The 15,711-nt window shown below is 72.0% G+C and carries 13 protein-coding genes; 12 read left to right on the top strand and 1 reads right to left on the bottom strand.

Annotated elements, in window-relative coordinates; all coding sequences use genetic code 11:
• Positions 1 to 51 precede the first annotated feature (51 nt).
• The 6 genes from ACMCNO_RS31300 to ACMCNO_RS31275 are packed head-to-tail and all read left to right on the top strand — an operon-like array spanning position 52 to position 7,105.
• A complete protein-coding gene (locus tag ACMCNO_RS31300; RefSeq protein WP_412753024.1) occupies positions 52 to 1,740 on the top strand; it encodes an ABC transporter ATP-binding protein in 1,689 nt (562 codons plus the stop codon).
• Complete coding sequence (locus ACMCNO_RS31295) at positions 1,737 to 3,062, top strand: ABC transporter permease (protein ID WP_412753023.1); 1,326 nt, start codon at positions 1,737 to 1,739, stop codon at positions 3,060 to 3,062. The genes ACMCNO_RS31300 and ACMCNO_RS31295 overlap by 4 nt, the downstream gene beginning before the upstream one ends.
• Before the next feature lie 4 nt (positions 3,063 to 3,066).
• The gene (locus ACMCNO_RS31290; protein ID WP_412753022.1) at positions 3,067 to 4,335 is read left to right on the top strand and encodes an ABC transporter permease; all 1,269 of its coding nucleotides are present in this window, start codon (positions 3,067 to 3,069) and stop codon (positions 4,333 to 4,335) included.
• A gap of 43 nt (positions 4,336 to 4,378) precedes the next feature.
• Positions 4,379 to 5,092: a cytidine deaminase gene (locus ACMCNO_RS31285; protein WP_412753021.1), complete on the top strand. Its 714-nt coding sequence runs from the start codon at positions 4,379 to 4,381 to the stop codon at positions 5,090 to 5,092.
• Positions 5,093 to 5,138: 46 nt separating this feature from the next.
• Positions 5,139 to 6,419, top strand: coding sequence for a thymidine phosphorylase (locus tag ACMCNO_RS31280; RefSeq protein ID WP_412753020.1), 1,281 nt, complete (start codon positions 5,139 to 5,141; stop codon positions 6,417 to 6,419).
• Between the two features lie 5 nt (positions 6,420 to 6,424).
• Complete coding sequence (locus tag ACMCNO_RS31275; protein WP_412753019.1) at positions 6,425 to 7,105, top strand: DUF4272 domain-containing protein; 681 nt, start codon at positions 6,425 to 6,427, stop codon at positions 7,103 to 7,105.
• Here ACMCNO_RS31275 and ACMCNO_RS31270 read toward each other — a convergent pair.
• Positions 7,102 to 8,019, bottom strand: coding sequence for a methyltransferase domain-containing protein (locus tag ACMCNO_RS31270; RefSeq protein WP_412753018.1), 918 nt, complete (start codon positions 8,017 to 8,019; stop codon positions 7,102 to 7,104). The two genes, ACMCNO_RS31275 and ACMCNO_RS31270, sit on opposite strands and share 4 nt — an antisense overlap.
• Before the next feature lie 26 nt (positions 8,020 to 8,045).
• Between ACMCNO_RS31270 and ACMCNO_RS31265 the strand changes: the two genes are divergently transcribed.
• The 6 genes from ACMCNO_RS31265 (at position 8,046) to ACMCNO_RS31240 (ending at position 15,702) form a co-directional block, all read left to right on the top strand.
• The gene (locus ACMCNO_RS31265) at positions 8,046 to 9,176 is read left to right on the top strand and encodes an adenosine deaminase (protein ID WP_412753017.1); all 1,131 of its coding nucleotides are present in this window, start codon (positions 8,046 to 8,048) and stop codon (positions 9,174 to 9,176) included.
• 448 nt (positions 9,177 to 9,624) lie between these two features.
• On the top strand, positions 9,625 to 13,278 hold the full coding sequence (locus tag ACMCNO_RS31260) for a nitrate- and nitrite sensing domain-containing protein (protein ID WP_412753016.1): 3,654 nt from the start codon (positions 9,625 to 9,627) through the stop codon (positions 13,276 to 13,278).
• A complete protein-coding gene (locus ACMCNO_RS31255; RefSeq protein ID WP_130509239.1) occupies positions 13,275 to 13,676 on the top strand; it encodes a roadblock/LC7 domain-containing protein in 402 nt (133 codons plus the stop codon). The genes ACMCNO_RS31260 and ACMCNO_RS31255 overlap by 4 nt, the downstream gene beginning before the upstream one ends.
• A gap of 91 nt (positions 13,677 to 13,767) precedes the next feature.
• Positions 13,768 to 14,148 (top strand): DUF742 domain-containing protein, encoded by a 381-nt coding sequence (locus ACMCNO_RS31250; protein WP_412753870.1) that lies wholly within the window; start codon positions 13,768 to 13,770, stop codon positions 14,146 to 14,148.
• Between the two features lies 1 nt (position 14,149).
• On the top strand, positions 14,150 to 14,737 hold the full coding sequence (locus ACMCNO_RS31245; protein ID WP_130509238.1) for a GTP-binding protein: 588 nt from the start codon (positions 14,150 to 14,152) through the stop codon (positions 14,735 to 14,737).
• A gap of 95 nt (positions 14,738 to 14,832) precedes the next feature.
• Complete coding sequence (locus tag ACMCNO_RS31240) at positions 14,833 to 15,702, top strand: arylamine N-acetyltransferase family protein (RefSeq protein ID WP_412753015.1); 870 nt, start codon at positions 14,833 to 14,835, stop codon at positions 15,700 to 15,702.
• Positions 15,703 to 15,711: the final 9 nt, after the last annotated feature.

Below are 15,711 nucleotides of genomic sequence, written 5' to 3'. Positions count from 1 at the left end.
ACTCCGCTGAGACTTGAACTGCGCGGCATCACCAAGCGCTTCGGCGACCTGGTGGCCAACGACCACATCGACCTCACCGTCGAGCCCGGCGAGGTGCACGCCCTGCTCGGGGAGAACGGCGCCGGCAAGTCGACGCTGATGAACCAGCTGTACGGCCTGCTGCAGCCGGACGAGGGGGAGATCCTCGTCGACGGCGAGGCCCGGACGTTCCGCAGCCCCCGCGACGCCATCGCGGCCGGCATCGGCATGGTGCACCAGCACTTCATGCTCGTGCCGGTCTTCACGGTCGCGGAGAACCTCGCGCTCGGGGCGGAGAAGACCCGCGGCGGCCCGCTCGGCTGGCTCGACCAGCGTCGCGCCCGCCGCGAGGTCGTCGAGGTGTCGCAGCGCTACGGCCTGCCGGTCGACCCGGATGCCCTGGTCGAGGACCTGCCGGTCGGCGCGCAACAGCGGGTGGAGATCATCAAGGCGCTGACCCGCGACGTGGACCTGCTGATCCTCGACGAGCCCACCGCGGTGCTGACCCCGCAGGAGACCGAGGAACTGCTCGCGGTCATGCGCGGGCTCTCCGACTCCGGCAAGTCCATCGTGTTCATCACGCACAAGCTCAAGGAGGTCAAGGCGATCGCGGACCGGATCACGGTCATCCGCCGCGGCCGTACGGTGGCCAGCGTCAGCCCGCAGACCCCCGAGGACGAACTGGCCGCCCTGATGGTCGGCCGGGCGGTCAGCCTCGAGGTGTCGAAGACGCCCGCCGAGCCGGGCCGGGAGGTGCTCAAGATCTCCGGCCTGATCGTCGACGACGACCGCGGAGTCCGTGCGGTCGACGGTGTCGACCTGGTGGTCCGCGCGGGCGAGGTGCTCGGCATCGCCGGGGTGCAGGGCAACGGGCAGACCGAGCTGGCCGAGGCCGTGATGGGCCTGCGTAAGCCCCGGGGCGGGGCGATCGAGGTCGACAACGAGGACCTCACCGGCATGAGCACCAAGCAGATCCTGCGCTCCGGCATCGGCTACGTCCCCGAGGACCGCAGCCTGGACGGGGTGGTCAAGGAGTTCTCCGTCGCCGAGAACCTGATCCTCGACATGTACGACCGGCCGCCGTACGGCAACGCGTTCCGGCTCGATTCCGGCGCCATCGCCGAGTCGGCCCGGGAACGGATCGCCCAGTTCGACGTGCGTACGTCGTCGCCGGACGCGGCCGTGGGCACCCTGTCCGGCGGCAACCAGCAGAAGGTCGTGGTGGCGCGCGAGATGTCGCGCCCGCTGCGACTGTTCATCGCGTCCCAGCCCACCCGCGGCGTCGACGTCGGCTCGATCGAGTTCATCCACAAGCGGATCGTGCAGGAACGCGACACCGGCACGGCCGTGCTGGTGATCTCCAGCGAGCTGGACGAGGTCGTCGGCCTCGCGGACCGCATCGCGGTCATGTATCGCGGCCGGGTCCTGGCCACGATCGCGCCGGACACCCCGCGCGAGGAGATCGGCCTGCTGATGGCGGGCATCACGGGCGGGTCCGGCGGTGGTCCGGACGCCGGGGGCCGGGCCACAGCGCCGGGCCGCGCCGAGGCCGGTGCGGACGAGGCGGTGGAGCTGCTGCCCACCGACACCGACCTGGTCGAGGAGTCCGTCGAGGACGCGGTCATCGTGCCGGCCGAGGACGAGCCGGCCGCCGAGGCCACCGGGCAGGCGACACCGGCCCCCGGTGAGGATGCGGGCTCCGACGAGAAGGGGACCAAGTGAGTACGGACGGACCGGTCGGCGTGCCGGAGACACCGGAGAAGCCGACCGCGGATCCGGCCGCGGCGACCGCCACCCAGACCGCGGCCCCGCCGAAGGACGCGGACGGCGGTGACTCCTTCCTGCGGGTCTTCCTGGCCAACCTGTGGTCGGCGAACACGGTCACCGTCACCGTGCTGTCCATCTTCCTGGCCCTGGTCATCGGCGCGGTGCTGATCGTCGTGTCCAGCCCGGAGGTCATGGCCGCATTCGGCTACTTCACCGCCCGGCCCGCCGACGCCCTGCAGGGCAGCTGGGACCTGGTCAGCGCCGCGTACGCCGACCTGTTCAAGGGCGCCATCGTGGACCCGGCCGCGGTGTCCGCGTGGCTCGACGGCACCGGCAGCTGGCAGCAGGTGTTCGCCCCGATCTCCGAGACGCTCACGTTCGCGGCGCCGCTGATCTTCACGGGGCTCTCCGTGGCGATCGCGTTCCGCGGCGGCCTGTTCAACATCGGCGGCCAGGGCCAGGCGATCATGGGCACGATCTTCGCCGCGGTCGCCGGGTTCGCCCTCGACCTGCCGATCGTGTTCAACCTGATCGCCGCGCTGCTGGCCGGCATCATCGGCGGCGCGGTGTGGGGCTTCATCCCCGGCATCCTCAAGGCGCGGACCGGCGCCCACGAGGTCATCGTGACGATCATGCTCAACTACACCGCCGCCCTCTTCCTCGGCTGGCTGATCCTGCAGGACGGCGTGCACGACCCGGACCGCTCCGAGGCGATCAGCAAGACGGTGCCGTCGTCGGCTGAGCTGCCCGCGCTGGGCGGCCCCCTGCGGGTGCACCTCGGCATTCTGCTCGGGGTACTGGTCACGGCCGGCGTGGCATGGTTGCTGAAGCGGTCCGCGTTCGGGTTCGAGCTGCGCGCGGTCGGCGCCAACCCGGCCGCCGCGAAGACCGCCGGAATCAGCGTGGGCCGGACGTACACGATGCTGATGGTCGTCGCGGGCGGCCTGGCCGGGCTCGGCGGCGCCACCCAGGTCCTGGGCACGGCCCACAACCTGACCCCGGCGGTCGCGGGCAACATCGGCTTCGACGGCCTGCTCGTCGCCCTGCTCGGCCGCAACAAACCCTGGGGCACCCTGCTGGCGGCCATCCTGTTCGGCGCGCTGCGCGCCGGCGGCAACCGCATGCAGTCGTACACGGGTATCTCAGTGGAGCTCGTCACCGTGCTGCAGGCGCTGATCGTCATCTTCATCGCCGCACCCGCTCTGGTGAAGGCGACCTTCCACCTGCGCGCCGCCCGCTCCGCGCGGCTCGGCACCTCGATGGCGAAGGGCTGGTAGTCACGTGTCGACGGCGACGGTTGAGGAACTGACCGAGGTCACCGCACCGACCCGGTTCTGGGACCGGCAGCGCCGCCTGGGCGCCGGCCTGGTGCTGCTGGGGGCGGTGGCGACCGGGCTGTTCGGTCCGCTGGCGCACAGCGAGACCGCCCGGTTCACACTCAGCGAGGACGCCTCGGGCGCCGCGCTGAGCATCAACGGCCAGCTCGGGGCGATCCTGTTCGGCGTGCTGGCGGTGGGTGCCGGTGTGGGCCTGCTGGTGGGGGTCGCAAAGCGGTGGCAGACCACGCTGCTGGTGGTCGGCATCCTCGCGTTCGTCCTGTCGTTCCTGTGCTGGCAGGTGGCGGGCAAGTTCCTCCCGCTCGTGGACACCGCGGACGGCACGCTGGAGCTCGCGGTGCCGCTGATCCTGGGTGCCCTCGCGGGCGTGCTGGGGGAACGCTCCGGCGTGGTCAACGTGGCCATCGAGGGTCAGTTGCTCATGGGCGCGTTCGCCGGGGCGCTCGTCGGCACCATGACCGCCAGCGTGCTGGCCGGGCTGATCAGCGCGGTCGTCGGCGGGGTGATCATCGCGGCGCTGCTCTCCGTGCTCGCCATCCGGTACCTGGTCGACCAGGTCGTGGTCGGCATCGTGCTCAACCTGCTGGCGGTCGGCCTCACCGGCTTCCTGTACGAGCGGCTCATGCAGCCCGACGCGCTGAGCTACAACCAGCCGCCGCGCATGCCCACCATCCGGATCCCCGGCCTGGCCGACATTCCCGTGGTCGGTCCGGTGCTGTTCGACACGAACCCGCTGGTCTGGCTGGCGCTGATCCTGGTCGTGGTCATCCACTTCGGGCTGTCGCGGACCCGGTGGGGGCTGCGGACCCGGTCGGTCGGCGAACACCCGACCGCCGCCGACACGGTCGGCATCCGGGTGCGCGGCCTGCGCTACCTCAACGTGCTGCTCGGCGGCGTCATCGCGGGCCTCGGCGGGGCGTACTTCACGCTGGTCGCCACGGGCAGCTTCAACAAGAACATGACCGCCGGTGCGGGCTTCATCGCCCTGGCCGCGCTGATCTTCGGGCGGTGGACGCCGTTCGGGGCGCTGGGTGCAGCGCTGTTCTTCGGGTTCGCGCAGAAGCTCGCCTTCTACCTGAGCGCGGTGGGCAGCCCGGTGCCGAACCAGTTCCTCAACATGCTGCCGTACCTGGCCACGATCGTCGCGGTGGCGGGGCTCGTCGGGCGGGTCCGGGCCCCGGCCGCCGACGGCCAGCCGTACGTCAAGAGCTGACGTCGGCGCGGACCGACCCGCGTAGTGGGGCAGAATTCAGGACATGGAGATCGACTGGCCGGGGCTGCGGGCCGCCGCGATTGACGCCATGCGGCATGCGTACGCGCCGTACTCCGACTTCCCGGTCGGGGTGGCCGGGCTCGTGGACGACGGCCGGATCGTGGTCGGCTGCAACGTGGAGAACGCGTCGTACGGGCTGACCCTGTGCGCCGAGTGCGGCCTGGTCTCCGCGCTGCACGCCAGCGGCGGCGGGCAGCTGGTCGCGGTGTCCTGCGTCGACGCCAACGGGACGCCGCTGATGCCGTGCGGGCGCTGCCGTCAGCTGCTGTTCGAGCACGGCGGCCCGGACTGCCTGGTCGAGGCGGTGCCGCGCCCGCTGCGGATGGACGAACTGCTGCCGCACGCGTTCGGGCGTGCCGACCTGGACGCGCTGACCGGCCCGGCCGCCCTGCCGGAGGTGCCCGCCCGGCTGGCCCGCTACCGGGGGCGCGGCACGGTGTTCGTGCACCCCGACCTCTCCGGCGGCGAGCAGGTGTGGACCGGGTACTGGGAGCGCTCGGCCGGCAGCTCCGACGCGGGCGACGCCGAGGTCGGGATCCTCGAGGAGGGGCCCATCCTGCCGACCGCCGCCGCGGTGGTGCGGTGGGGCCGGGTGCGCACCTCCCGCATCGTCGTGGTGGACGCGGAGGGCGGGCTGTCCTGGGCGGGTGAGGGCGATCCGCCGGAGGGCATCGGCAAGCTTTGGGAAGCGTCATAAGCTCGGCCACGAAGCCGCAACGACGCGGCAGATCGGGAAGGAACCCATGAGCGGCGAGTTCGCGGCAGTCGACGTCATCATCGCGAAGCGGGACGGGCACACCCTGTCCGACGCCCAGATCGACTGGGTGATCGACGCGTACACCCGCGGGGTGGTGGCGGACGAGCAGATGTCGGCGCTGGCCATGGCCATCCTGCTGCGCGGGATGTCCGGCGGCGAGATCGCCCGGTGGACCGCCGCGATGATCGCCAGCGGGGAGCGTCTGGACCTGTCCGCGGTGTCGCGCCCGACCGTCGACAAGCACTCGACGGGCGGGGTCGGCGACAAGATCACGCTGCCGCTGACCCCGCTGGTCGCGGCGTGCGGGGCGGCCGTGCCGCAGCTGTCCGGGCGCGGCCTCGGGCACACCGGCGGCACGTTGGACAAGCTGGAGTCCATCGCGGGCTGGCAGGCCCGGATGTCGAACCCCGATTTCGTCGCCCAGCTGCGCGACATCGGCGCGGTGATCTGCGCGGCCGGTGACGGTCTCGCCCCCGCCGACCGCAAGCTGTACGCGCTGCGCGACGTCACCGGCACGGTCGAGGCGATCCCGCTGATCGCGAGCTCGATCATGAGCAAGAAGATCGCCGAGGGTACGGGCGCGCTGGTGCTGGACGTCAAGGTCGGCTCGGGCGCGTTCATGAAGGAGGTCGGCGCGGCCCGCGAGCTGGCCCGCACCATGGTCGACCTGGGCGCCGCGCACGGGGTGCGTACGGTCGCCCTGCTCACCGACATGTCCACCCCGCTGGGGCTGACGATCGGCAACGCGATCGAGGTGGCCGAGTCCGTCGAGGTGCTCTCGGGCGGCGGCCCCGCGGACGTGGTGGAGCTGACCCTGACGCTGGCCCGGGAGATGCTCGACGCGGCCGGGATCGACGCCGACCCGGTGAAGGCGCTGGAGTCCGGCGCCGCGATGGACTCGTGGCGCGCGATGATCCGTGCGCAGGGCGGCGACCCGGACGCCCCGCTGCCGGTCGCCAAGGAGACCGAGGTGCTGCGGGCGAGCACGGACGGGGTGGTGGCCGGGCTCGACGCGTACGGGATCGGCATCGCGGCCTGGCGGCTCGGCGCCGGCCGGGCCCGCAAGGAGGACCCGGTCAGCGCCGGGGCCGGCGTGGTCCTCAAGGTGCGCCCGGGAGACCGGGTGCGCGCGGGTGACCCGCTGCTGGAGCTGCGTACCGATGAACCCGCCCGGATCCCGGCGGCGCGGGCGGACGCCGAGGCGGCCATCCGGATCGCGGACGCCGCGCCCACGCCCACGCCGCTGCTTCTCGATCGCATAGCCTGACGTCGATGACCAAGGCCGCTCCCGATCCCCGCGCGGTCCGCGAGGCCAGCCTCGACGAGCTGGAGCGGCTCGCCCTGCCGCTGCCGCCGCAGTCGTTCCCGCTGGTGTGGGAGCCCGGCGACGGGGTGGAGCTGCGCCGCACCACCGAGATCGAGGCGCGCGCCGCCGTGCTGCACGTCGTGGTGGCCCGCTGCTTCGGCATGCCGACCGAGCTGGCGATGGGCTGGCTGCTCGGCTCGCACCTGGTCGAGGAGGTGACGCCGCCGGAGTGGCAGTTCGTGACCGGGGCGCAGGGCGACCACCGGTCGTTCGTGCTGCACCACGACGCGGTGTTCGCGCTGGCCTGGCTGCTCGGCCTGAGCCGGCACCTGGATCCGACCGCGCGGCCGGAGGACCGGCTGATGCGGGTCATGCCGGACCTGCCCTCCGGTGAGTCGTTCCGCGAGTGGCGCTCGCGCACCCTGGTCGCTCCGCGCGACGCGGTCGAGGCGGCCGTCCTGCTCGACCTGTACTACTGCCTGGACTGGGCGTTCCAGGAGGCGGAGCGCGACGGGCTGGCGCTGCCCGGCGAGGTGGGCAGCAACGCCATCGGGCAGCGCCGGTGGGCCCTGGAATGGGCGGTGGTCTTCCGCGGGCCGTACCACGACCGGCCGCCGGACTGGGAGGAAGTCGACCTCTCGGTCTAGCGGTAGACGGTGAGTTCCACGGCGGCCGTGACGGTTACCTCGTCGGCGGGCAGCGCGGCGGCGGCGACATGGCGGGCGCTCGGGGTCATGCCGATCAGCGTGCGGGCCTCGTCGCCGCTCAGCCGCAGGGTCGTCCGCAGCACCCGACGGCGTTCCTCGACGAAGTCGGCGCCGAGGCTGCCCGCGACCCGTTCGGCCTTGTCCGGGTCGACCTGGACCAGGCCGTACCCCTCGACCAACTCGGCCAGGTGCTCCGGAGCCGGGGTCACGACCAGCAGCGCGCCACCGGGGCGCAGCACCCGGCGGAATTCCGGGCCGTTGCGCGGGGCGAACACGTCGAGCACGAGATCGGCGGCGCCGTCGGCCAGCGGCAGCGGCTGCCACAGGTCCGCGTGCACGGCCGCGGCCCGTGGGTGGGCACGGGCCGCGCGGCGCAGGGCCGGCTTCGACACGTCCAGGCCGAGTCCGGTCGCGGCCGGCAGTCTTTCGAGTACGGCCGAGAGGTAGCGGCCGGTGCCGGTGCCGGCGTCGACCACGAGCCCCGTCCCCCCTCCCGCCGTGGGCTCGGCGCCCGTGGCCCCGGTCAGCCCTCGCCCGGCTCCCGTCCCGGCCGTGGCCGTTTCGGCGCCCGCGTTCCCAGCTCGGTTCGTCCCGGGGGTTGCCGTTTCGGCGGCGTCGGCGAGGGCTTCGGCGATGAAGTCGTAGTGCCCGGCGGCCAGGAATTTCTCCCGGTCGGCGACCATCTCGGCGCTGTCGCCGGGGTGCGGGCTGCGGCCCGCGGTCAGGCTCGCGTACCCCTGCCGGGCGATGTCGAAGCTGTGCCCGCGGGGGCAGCGCAACGCCGCCGGGACGGGCCGCCGCAGTGGTCCCGCGCACACCGGGCACCGCAGGTACGGCAGTGCTGCGTCGATCATCCCGGGCATCCCTCTAGGCTCTGCTGATGGTCGCCATCTCATACGCCGACATCGTCAAGGCCCCGAAAGCGCTGCTGCACGACCACCTGGACGGGGGTCTGCGCCCGGCGACGGTGGTGGAACTCGCCGACGCCGTGGGGCATGAGCTGCCGGAGCGCGACCCGGACCGGCTGGGTCAGTGGTTCGTGGCGGCCGCCGACTCGGGCTCGCTGGAACGCTACCTGGAGACGTTCGCGCACACCGTGGCGGTCATGCAGACCGAGGCGGGTCTGCACCGGGTGGCCCGCGAGTGCGCGCTCGACCTGGCCGCCGACGGGGTGGTGTACGCGGAGGTGCGCTACGCCCCGGAGCAGCACCTGGAGCGTGGGCTGAGCCTGGAACAGGTCGTCGAGGCGGTCCGCGCGGGCTTCGAGGACGGGGCCGCCGAGGCGGCCGCGCAGGGCCGGCAGATCCGGATCGGCACCCTGCTCACCGCGATGCGGCATGCGGCCCGGTCGCAGGAGATCGCCGAGCTGGCGGTGCGCTACCGCGACTCGGGTGTGGTCGGCTTCGACATCGCCGGGGCGGAGGCCGGTTTCCCGCCCACCCGGCACCTGGACGCCTTCGAGTACCTGCAGCGGGAGAACGCCCACTTCACGATCCACGCGGGTGAGGCGTTCGGGCTGCCGTCGATCTGGCAGGCGATCCAGTGGTGCGGCGCCGACCGGCTCGGCCACGGCGTACGGATCGTCGACGACATCACCGGTCAGGCTCCGTCGGCCGGGTCGACCACCCCCACGGGCGGTTCGGCGTCGGCTCCGCCCGGTGGCCCGGTGCTGGGGCGGCTGGCCGCGTACGTCCGGGACAAGCGGATCCCGCTGGAGCTGTGCCCGTCGTCGAACGTGCAGACCGGGGCGGCGCCCTCGATCGCCGAGCACCCCATCGGACTGCTGCACGACCTGCGGTTCCGGGTCACGGTCAACACGGACAACCGGCTCATGAGCGGGACCTCGATGTCGCGGGAGCTGACGCTGCTGACCGAGGCGTTCGGCTGGGGCTGGAGCGAACTGCAGTGGCTCACGATCAACGCGATGAAGTCGGCGTTCATCCCGTACGACGAGCGGCTGGCCATCATCAACGAAGTGATCAAGCCGGCCTACGCGAAGTTGATCGCCTGAAGTCCGGTTTTCCGGGTATGGGGGACACGGAGGTCCTTTCGAGGGCCGAAATCTGGCGATTCAGCCAGGTGCCCACTCCGAATGGGCACTCCCCTGTAAACAAAGACTGCACAATCTGGCATCTTGCCTTGCGGTCCATGTGTCCTGCGAGCCATCGTCTGTGCTGCCCCGGTCCTCGCGGAGCGGGGCGGTTCGGCGTGGCTGGAAGCCGCCGCCGGCCATTCAGAAGCGAGTGACCGTGAGGAACGCAGGCATATACGGACAGTGACGTCGGGTTGGTGAATCCCACCACGTGGCCACCAACATCGCGTCACACAATCGGTCCGTGTCCGCCTGCTCTTTCTCTTTGACACTCGTCGTGATGGAATCTCGGGGGCCCGACGCGGCGAGTCAGTCGTGCGCGGGACCCGGCCGGACAGATGGCCGGGTCGAACAGGAGGACGGTGACGTGAGCAAGCGCCCCAAGCAGGCGAACGCGGTCATGTCGCGTCTCCGCCGACCGGCCGGCCGACTACGGGATCTCCCGATCTGGTCGAAGCTGGGCCTGATCATGCTCGTGCCGACCCTGGCGACGGTGATCGTCGGAGTCAGCGGCCTCGTCGACCACATCAGCGAGGCCAACAACGCCGAACGTGCCCGCACCCTGTCGGTGCTCTCGGAGGCGGCCGGTGGTCTGGTCGACCACCTGCAGAACGAGCGCGCCTACGGCGTCATGATCACGCAGTCCAGGGGTCCGGCGAAGGACGACGCCAAGAAGCTGTTCAACGACGAGCACCCCCAGGTGGACGCCGCCCGGCTGCCGTACGCGCAGCAGAAGGCCGCCCTGGACGACGTTCCCGAGAAGGTCGGCGTGCTGTTGCTGCGCCTCGACCGCAACCTCGAGGACCTGCCCGCGGTCCGTAGCCAGACCGCCAACGACAAGCTCACCGCCGAGGACGTCGACCAGGCGTACAGCGCCCTCATCAACGACCTGCTGAACGTCCGCGACGCCTCCGCGCAGCTCGCCCTGGACACCACCCTCAGTGACCACCTGCGTGCCGTGGCCGCGGTCGCCCGGGCCAAGGACAACATCGCCCAGCAGCGCGACATCGGCCACCTGGTGCTCGGCGTCGGCGACTTCAACGCCGGCCTGCGGCAGAAGTTCCTGCTCACCGACGCCGGCCTGGACATCGCCGAGTCCACCCTGAAGACCGTCGGCACGGACGAGGAGAACGCGCTCTTCAATCGCGTGGTGACCGGCCCCGACGAGCGGGCCGCCACCAACCTGACCGGCCCGCTCGTGAACCGGACGGGCCAGTTCACCAAGGACATCCCGTTCGACAGCGCGTCGTGGGAATCCGCGATGACCGGGTACAACAAGCTCTACCGCCAGGTCGAGACGAAGATGGACGCCGACATCGTGCAGCAGGCGACCGGCCTGCGCGACGACGTGAACCGGCGGGTCTTCATCGAGACCAGCGTGCTGATCGGCATGCTGCTGCTGGCCATCACGTTCGCCTGGTTGGTCGCCCGCTCGATGGCCCGCTCGCTGCGCGAGCTGCGCCAGGGCGCCCTGTCCGTCGCCCAGTACGGCCTGCCGCAGGCGGTCGAGCGGCTGCGCGACCCCGCACTCACCAGCTCGCTCACCCCGGCACAGGTCGCCGACCAGGTCGCCGAACCGCTGCCGGTGCGCAGCCGCGACGAGTTCGGGCAGGTGACCGAGGCGTTCAACGCGGTCCACCTCGAGGCGGTCCGGACCGCGGCCGAGCAGGCCGCCCTGCGCTCCTCCGTCGCGACGATGTTCGTCAACCTCGCCCGCCGTTCGCAGATCCTGGTCGACCGGCTCATCGGCCACCTCGACCGGCTGGAGCGCGGCGAGGAGGACCCGGACCGGCTGGCCGAGCTGTTCCAGCTCGACCACCTCGCCACCCGAATGCGCCGTAACGACGAGAACCTCCTGGTGCTCGCGGGTGCCGACTCCACCCGTGTGCAGCGCGAGCCCGCCGCCCTGATCGACGTGCTGCGTGCCGCCCAGTCCGAGGTCGAGCACTACACCCGCATCGAGTTCGGCATGATCGACCGGGACATCGAGGTGTCGGCGCACGCCGTCAACGACATGGTGCACCTGGTCGCCGAGCTGTTCGACAACGCGACCGCGTTCTCCCCGCCGAACTCGACCGTGCTGGTCGAGGCGCGGCGGCTGGGCGACGGCGCCCTGCTCTCGGTCGAGGACCGCGGCATCGGCATCAGCCGCGAGCAGCTGCGCGACCTCAACGAGCGGCTGGCCAACCCGCCCACGGTGGACGTGGCCGTCTCCCGGATGATGGGCCTCGTCGTGGTCGCCCGGCTGGCCAGCCGGCACGGGGTGTCCGCACAGCTGCGCCCGGCCGACAACGAGCGGGGCACGGTGGCCGAGGTCGGCCTGCCGCTCGGCGTCCTCGCCTCGCACGCCGTGGCCTCCCGGGCCACCAGCAACGGCATCGGTGCCTCCCCGTACGGCGCCAGCGAGCCGGCACAGCGGCCCCCGTTCGCGGAGCCGCTCGCGCTGGAGAGCGGGGGACCGGGCAACGGCTTCCCGGCCGGCCGCCCGTTCGACCCCAGCGCGCCGATGAACTCCGGCGGCCTGCTGGGCGGCGGACGCGGCGTACCCGCCTGGTCCGACCTGACCGGCGCCCCCGCCAACGGTTACGTGAACGGCGGCGGCGGGCTCAACGGCACGAACGGTTTCCACGGCCCTCGGGCCGGCGAGGGATCGTCGTCCGCGAGGCCGCAGAGCCCGGCACCGCCGAGCCCGGCACCCCAGGGCTTCGGGTCCAGTCCCCAGGGCTTCGGCCCGCAGGGCTTCGGGTCCGAGGGCCCCGGCCAGCCCGGACCGCAGAGCTTCAACGGCGACCTGCCGCAGCGGCGCAACGGCGAGCCGGTCCGCGGCGAGGACGGCGCGTTCGGCGCCACCATCCCGCGCCAGCTGCCCGCCAACCCGGAGAGCCAGACGCGCAGTCCGTTCGTGCCGCCCGTCTCGGCGCCCCCGGTGCCGCCGACGTCGGCCCCGCCGTACGGTGGTCGGCCGGTGTCCGGGATGCCCGCCTCCGGCGTGCCCAGCTCGGCTCCGCCCGCCCAGCCGGCCCCGCCGGCCTGGCCCCTGGTCGCGGGTGACGCACCGCAGGTGCCGGAGAGTCTCGCCGCCGCGCTCGACATGACGGCCGAGCTGCCCCGGTACCGTCCGGAGCGTTCGAGCGCCGGTAGTACGCCGCAGTCGGCGCCGCCCGCCGCGGACCGGCCGCAGACCGACGCTGAGCGCGCGGTCGCCGCCCACGAGGCTGCCGCCGCTGAGGCTGCCGCCGCGCACGCGACCGCCGCCGCGCAGATCGCGGCCGCGCAGCAGCGGACCGCCCAGACCGACAACCGGTACGCGGACGAGACGATGGAGCTGCCGATCTTCCGGGAGCTCGAATCCGCCTGGTTCACCACGAACCGGAGCAGCAGCGTGGTGAAGTCCCCGGACAGCGAGGGCGACGCGCTCTCCACGCAGCGGTACTCGACCGCCGAGCCGACCCGGCCGACCGCCGCTGCCGCGCAGTCCACGACGGCGGCACCCGAGAGCCGCGCCGCGGACAAGGTCCGTGACCCGGCCACCATCGGTGCGCTGCCGACCCGGGTCGGCACCGGGGCGTCCTCGAACGGGGCGTCCTCGAACGGGGCGTCCTCGAGCGGCGCATCCTCGAACGGGGCGGCCGCCGGCAACGGGACCAGCAACGGCAAGGCCACAGGCAACGGGACGACCATGGGCAACGGATCGGGCAGCGGCCCCACCGCGGGGAACGCCGCCTGGCAGACCGCGGCAGACGAAGGCTGGCAGGCCGCCCGGGCAGCCGCCGAGGCTCCCGTGGAGACCACCACCTCGGCGGGTCTGCCAAAGCGCACGCCGATGGCTCAACTCGTCCCCGGCGGTGTCGATCGGGGCGGTACCTCCGTCCAGCGCCGTACGCCGGAGGCGGTTCGCGGGCTGTTGTCCGCGTACCACCGCGGTGTGCAGAGGGGTCGCACCAAGGAACAATCGACCAACCCGGAGGAGACTCCGGGAGGGCAGCAGTCCTCGCAGGCTGGCAAGGAGCATGAGGCATGACATCTACGCAGGATCTGGGTTGGCTTCTGGCCAACTTCGCCGACCGCGTTCCCGGGGTGGCGCACGCGATCGCGGTATCCGCCGACGGTCTGCTTCTCGCGGCGTCGCGCGACCTTCCGCGTGACCGCGCCGACCAGCTGGCGGCCATCGCCTCCGGCCTGGTCAGCCTGACCCAGGGGGCCGCCCGCTGCTTCGAGGGCGGGGCGGTCCTGCAGACGGTCGTCGAGATGGACAACGGGTTCCTGTTCCTGATGTCGATCTCCGACGGGTCATCGTTCGCGGTGCTGGCAGCCCGCAGCTGCGACGTCGGCCAGGTGGGCTACGAGATGGCCCTGCTGGTCGACCGGGTCGGCGAGGCGCTGACCCCGGCGCCACGTTCGGCCGCGGTTCTGGGCTGAACGACCGTGGCCGGGATCACAACCGGTCACTGTCCAAAAGATGAATGGCAAGAGACACTTCTAGGGCTGAGGGATGGGGTGAACGGTGACGATGCCCGAACGCGATGAGCCGACCGGTGCACTGGTCAGACCGTACGCCGTGACCCGTGGCCGAACCCGGCCGAAGCTTGAGATCGCGCTGGAAGCGCTGGTCGAAACAACCGTCCGTGGCCGCTCCACCGGAGTGGGCAGGGGTGGGCAGGGCAGCGAGCATCAGTACATCGCGGCGATGTGCGACGGCGGCAGGGTTCAGTCGCTGGCCGAAATCGCCGCGCGCATGCAGCTGCCGCTCGGTGTGGCTCGGGTACTCGTCGCCGACATGGCCTCGGATGGCCTGGTCGCGGTGTACGAGCCGACGTCGCTGGAGGATGAGACCGATGCGGTGGGCACGGAACTGCTGGAAAGGGTGCTGAGTGGACTTCGCAGGCTCTGATATGTCGCGCCGGCAAGCAGCCGGGCGCGTGACGTCGGCGAAGATCGTCATCGCCGGCGGGTTTGGCGTCGGTAAGACGACGCTGGTGGGTTCGGTCTCGGAGATCACCCCGCTGACCACCGAGGCGATCATGACTTCCGCCGGTGTGGGTGTCGACGACAACCGGCAGGTGCCGGGCAAGACGACCACCACGGTAGCCATGGACTTCGGCCGGATCAGTATCGATCGTGACCTGATCCTGTACCTGTTCGGCACGCCTGGCCAGACGCGTTTCTGGTTCATGTGGGACGAGCTGGTACGCGGTGCCATCGGCGCCGTCGTCATGGTCGACACGCGTCGTCTCGCGGACTGCTTCGCCGCGATCGACTTCTTCGAGCACCGGCGCCTGCCGTACCTGGTCGCGATCAACTGCTTCGACGGAATGCAGTATCACAACGCCCAGGACGTGCGGGACGCGCTGGCGATCTCGAGCGAGGTCCCGGTCGTGAGCTGCGACGCCCGTAACCGCGAATCGACGAAGAACGTGCTCATCTCGCTGGTCGAGTACGTCCTGACGATGCGCCGGTCACGCGCGGTGGCCCCGGCCTGACGTACGCGAGAAACCCCGCTCCGCGGCCGGAGCGGGGTTTCCTGCTGCTCACCTCCGGCGAACCCGGACGTACACCTGTTCGATAGGGTGGGCGGGTGTCTGACCTCATCGATGTGCCCGCGTACCTTCGACGGCTCGGCCTTGCTCGCCTGGCCGGGCGGGCGCCGAGCGTCGCCGCCCTGCACGAGCTGCACCGGGCGCACGCCGAGCGGGTGCCGTACGAGTGCCTGGAGATCTGGCTGGGCCGGCCGACCTCCGTCGACCCGGCGGAGTCCGCCCAGCGCATCGTGCGGGGCCGGGGCGGCTACTGCTACCACCTCAACGGGGCCTTCTCCGCTCTGCTGCACGCCCTCGGCTACCGGGTCACCCGGCACGTCGGCGGCGTTCAGAGCGGCACGGACCAGCCCGCCGGGGCCAGCGCCAACCACCTGGTCCTCACCGTGGCGGATCTGCCGTCGCCCGCGGTCCCCGGCGGCCGGTGGCTCGTCGATCTCGGCATGGGCGACGGACTGCACGAGCCGCTACCGCTGAGCGAAGGACACCACCACCAGGGCCCGTTCCGGTACGGCCTGCGCCCGTCGGTGGCCGAGCCGGGCGGGTGGCGCTTCGAGCACGACCCGCGCGGCTCCTTCCTGGGCATGGACTTCCGCCCGGAGGCTGCCGGAATGTCGGCGTTCGCCGCGCGGCACGCGCACCTGTCCACCTCCCCGGAGTCGGGCTTCGTCCAGGTGGCGACCGTGCAGCGACGCGATGCGTCCGGGACGGACATTCTCCGCGGGTTGGTGCTCACCCGGGTCGGGGACAAGGACACCCGCACCGTTCTCGATGACCGCAGCGACTATTTCGCCGCTCTGGCGGACGTCTTCGGGCTGACCCTCGATGACGTCACCCCGCCCGAGCGCGACGCCCTGTGGGGGCGCCTCGGCGCCGCCCACGAGCGGTGGCTCAGCCGCCAGGGAGCCTGACGAACGGTC

Origin of the sequence: Krasilnikovia sp. M28-CT-15, assembly GCF_047159595.1 — a bacterium.
Taxonomy (GTDB): domain Bacteria; phylum Actinomycetota; class Actinomycetes; order Mycobacteriales; family Micromonosporaceae; genus Actinoplanes.
The sequence above is the reverse complement of the archived record's forward strand: the minus strand, read 5'-3'. Positions and strand labels throughout refer to the sequence as shown.